The sequence below is a fragment of the Methylibium rhizosphaerae genome (assembly GCF_006386545.1).
Taxonomy (GTDB): Bacteria; Pseudomonadota; Gammaproteobacteria; order Burkholderiales; family Burkholderiaceae_C; genus Pseudorivibacter; species Pseudorivibacter rhizosphaerae.
In genome coordinates, this window is sequence record NZ_SWAR01000094.1 from 1 (window position 1) to 2,622 (window position 2,622).

Sequence of the window (2,622 nt, forward strand, 5' to 3'; positions counted from 1 at the left end):
TGCGTCGTGACGCCGGCGGCTGGCCGGCTTGGCGTCTGACATGGTGTCCACCTAACTTGTTTGGTGGGCACCATCCTGGCTGCCGGGCACGGGCCGTTCAAGGTGAGTTGGCCGGACGGATACACTCGATCTCCGAGCTTCAAGCAAACATCATTGCCCCAAGTCAGCTGGCGAGGCTGGGGACCTTGAACTGCTAGACCCATGATGCTGAACACGGGTGTGGATGCTGCGAGCGTTTCTCCCTTGCCCGAAGCGAAGCCAACGGACCCAGACAGGAGCGATAGATCTTCGGCGCCGGCTATGGCAACAAGCTCTTAGGGCTTCGCGCCGAGACGAGTGCAAGGAACGCGACCAGCGTAGGACATATGAACACGGCAGCAGTGGATAGAAGCGCTTTAAGGGTGAGCGAACCCATGTAGTGAATGCTCCAGTAGAGGACTGATCCGGCCTCGGGTGGAACAACAAACTGGCCGATGAGGCCGAACAGAAAAGCCAAAGGAAAGACACACAGCCATATTGCAGGAATGAGGGCTGCGGTGAGTGCTGCGAAGAGAAGCAACCGAATGAGCAGACGGAGGCCAGCGGTACGCTGCACAACCCATGCGCAGGCTTGGAACAACGCCAGTTGAAGGACGAAAACTGCGCCTACCGCCAAGATGAGACCAAGCGTATGGCGCAACGTGTTCGGTAGTGCTGGAAGCTCCACCACCAACCCCGGACCCAGCAACGCCGTTGACGCCGCAACGAATAGGAACCAGCGAAGGATGTGCTTGGTGTTCACCAAACTGCCCTAACGTTCGACATGAGCGGCGACCGACAGACAGCGAAGCTGGCTGTTGGGCGTCCGCTCGATGGAAGGGTTAGGCGCCGAACTTGGATGGAAACGCATGACGGCAAACAAAGATTGCGGCGAGGGTTCCGGCACCGAGCGACAAGAAGTGAAGTGCGACCAGAAGTCCGGGCATGTGTGCGACAACTGCAATGCCGACGCCCCACAGTGACGCGAACACAAAGGTAAGGCCGACGAAGAGGAGCAAACCGGTTGGGCGATTCCAGGGCTTTAGCTTGAGGGATGGCCGCTCGGCGAACTGGCCCGGAGGTAATCGCCGCAGTTCCAACCAAAACAAGACAACGCAGGTTAGCAAGACAAGAGGAAACGACGCAACGAGTTGACCCAACGGTGGTGCGTCGGAATCACCAAAGCCCGCCAGCAGATAGCCCCAACCAGCACAGAAGAAGAACCAGAATGCGTAGAACAAGTGCATGAGCGGTAGGGGGGCCTAACGTTCGAGCTGAGCGGCGGACGACGGCATGGCGCCCTGGCCTCGAGGTGCAACATGTACCACGGCGCCTCGCGGCCAGGGTGCCATGCCGTTGGCCGTCCGCTCGAGCGAAGGGTTAGGCCGCATTCTCGTGAGCCAAGCCTGATTGCGGAAGAACCGCGGACGCGCCGCGTTGGCTAACGGATACATACGCACTCAGGGTGCTTGCTCGCGGGGCTTCGCCACGATGGCTGCTGGTAGGCGCGTTCTCGCCTGGTGGTTTGGAGTTCAAAGGCGAAGGGCTTGCATTTCTTCTCGCACGCGACTCGCTCCGCTTCGATGAACGTCGGCTCGACAGTCTTGGCCCGCCACATGAGGATGCCTGCCACGACACACCAAACAGCCAGGAAGGCGAGGATGAGGGCTGATCGGTGCTTCTTTGCGAAGCTGCGAAGACTCAACGAACTTTGCAAGTGAAGGGTCCGTGACGGCGGCGGTTGGGGACACTTGGCAACGCGTCCTCGCGCTATTGTTCGAGGGCAGGTGTTTGGAATTCTTGCGGCCTAACGTTCGACATGAGCGGTGACCGCAAGCATGCGAAGCATGCCGGAGGGCGTCCGCTCGATGGAGGGGTTAGCCGACATGGTTGCCCGGCGAAAGACCAAACGCATACATTTCCCTCCACAGACCGCTGGAGTTCTCCAGGAGCACAACCTCTCTGCAAGCGCCGCGAATGCCACCTCGCGTTTTCAGCTCAAGCAACAGCTCCGCCTCAGCCTTGCCTGCCTGCTCGGGGCTCCCGTGAGCAACGGTGAGGTGGGGAACCACTCCTTGATGTTGACCACCATACGGTGGGTACTCCGGGAAGCACTCCGCCAGACAGTTGGTGAGAGCAATAAATGGCGTGGCCGGCTCCGGGGCGAGATACGCGACACCGGGGAAGCGGCCGATCTTTGACAGCTGAAAGTCGAACGAGACCATCTGACTCAGCGTATGCCGAATGCCCGCCAGCACGCGCTCCGAGACAAGCTCCGGCGACATGAATGGGTGGAGAACCGTGATGTGTGCCGGTACACCCTGCTTGGCCGAAGGATCGAACTGCTCTCGCAATGCATGAACCCAAGGCTCTGCCTCAGGCACCCGGACGACGAGCGCGGACTGGGCCATGCGGATGGCGGCTAACGTTGAAGGTAAGCGGCGTGCCGACGGCACGTCCGCTTGAGCGACGGGTTAGACAACATATCCGTCGCTAGCTTCCGAAGACGAAGTCGATTGCCTGCTCACCAGCCGACACCCTGCCTTGATAAAACTCCGTGTAGGCACAGCGCTCGCAAACAACGGCGATGTACTTTGCAGACTG

4 protein-coding genes are annotated in these 2,622 nt (G+C 60.0%); all 4 read right to left on the reverse strand.

Going from position 1 to position 2,622, the window contains the following annotated elements:
* Positions 1 to 298 precede the first annotated feature (298 nt).
* Positions 299 to 781, reverse strand: coding sequence for a hypothetical protein (locus E8D38_RS27360; RefSeq protein ID WP_140637439.1), 483 nt, complete (start codon positions 779 to 781; stop codon positions 299 to 301).
* Positions 782 to 860: 79 nt separating this feature from the next.
* The gene (locus tag E8D38_RS27365; RefSeq protein ID WP_140637440.1) at positions 861 to 1,259 is read right to left on the reverse strand and encodes a hypothetical protein; all 399 of its coding nucleotides are present in this window, start codon (positions 1,257 to 1,259) and stop codon (positions 861 to 863) included.
* Between the two features lie 636 nt (positions 1,260 to 1,895).
* On the reverse strand, positions 1,896 to 2,429 hold the full coding sequence (locus E8D38_RS27370) for a 2'-5' RNA ligase family protein (protein ID WP_140637441.1): 534 nt from the start codon (positions 2,427 to 2,429) through the stop codon (positions 1,896 to 1,898).
* An 82-nt stretch (positions 2,430 to 2,511) separates the two neighbouring features.
* The coding region (locus E8D38_RS29585) for a zinc ribbon domain-containing protein (RefSeq protein WP_219851884.1) at positions 2,512 to 2,622 on the reverse strand (111 nt) is incomplete at its 5' end.